Source organism: Bartonella sp. AP57NXGY, from assembly GCF_042195805.1.
Lineage (GTDB): Bacteria > Pseudomonadota > Alphaproteobacteria > Rhizobiales > Rhizobiaceae > Bartonella.
This window is the reverse complement of record NZ_JBHIOZ010000373.1, coordinates 1-1,022: the sequence shown is the minus strand read 5'-3', so window position 1 is coordinate 1,022 and position 1,022 is coordinate 1. Positions and strand designations below refer to the sequence as shown.

Below are 1,022 nucleotides of genomic sequence, written 5' to 3'. Positions count from 1 at the left end.
CCAATAGCGGCACCATATCAAGTAATGGTGCATTGCATGTTTCGACTACGCAAACTTTGTTTAATGATGGTGGTTTTTTGCTTGGCAGCGGTGCTGTAGATCTCAGCAGTGGCGATCTTTTAGCCAATTCTTCCGGTGTTATTCTGGGGGATATCATCACCCTCAATGCGAAGACAATCATTGATGGGACTGCAAAAATCCGTGACACGAATGAATATGGTTTTGTTGATCGCAGTGGGCAGCAGGCTCAAATCATTTCTATACAGGATTTAAACATTCACTCCCTTGGCGATTTAAGCATGACTGGTGGCCAATGGAGCAGTGGCGGTCCGATGACGGTGATTGTCGATGGTTCTGCTACGTTTGGTTCATTAGTGCTAGAGAGTGACCATAAGGAGACATTGGAAAAAGGGCATTATAACGCCCAAAGCAGTGAGCACCGTTTGACAGAAGTCAACAGTGATGGAGATTTGACCATTGTCACAGGTGGTGAACTTAACCTTGAGGGAAAGTTTAAAGCCAAGGGCAATGGGGATTTCACCAGTGGTGGCGCTCTCAACGCGATTTCAGAGCAAGATTTTAACAGTTTTGATTTGGATCTGAGGGGCAAAGAAGGCGACAAATCGAAGCAAAAGAATAAGTTTCGTCAACAATCAACAGAAGTTACTACAAACAAAACCACGATAGAAACAGAGGGCAACCTCTCCATGCATGCGCAAAATGGGGATCTCACGCTTGATGCGGCAGGGCTATCAAGTGGTGGTCAGACGCATTTGGCATCAGATACGGGAAAAATCAAGTTTCTGACCAACAAGGATCAAGATTTTAAGGACGTTTATCAGCGTAATGAAAACCTTGTGTGGTGGAGTGAGAGCGATAAAGGTTACCTTAAGGAGACCATCGAGCATGTCACCATAGATGCTAAGGGTGGCATAAAGCTTGATGCGGGTGATGGCTTTGTTGTTGAGTATCAGGCAACCGGTGATTTAGACAAATCCCTTGAGCAATTGTCTCGCTCTCCA

Annotated in this window: 1 protein-coding gene; it reads left to right on the top strand. The window is 45.3% G+C overall.

Annotated features, from left to right (window positions below):
• The coding region (locus ACFIL8_RS10940; RefSeq protein WP_375689804.1) for a hemagglutinin repeat-containing protein at nt 1–1,022 on the top strand (1,022 nt) is incomplete at both ends.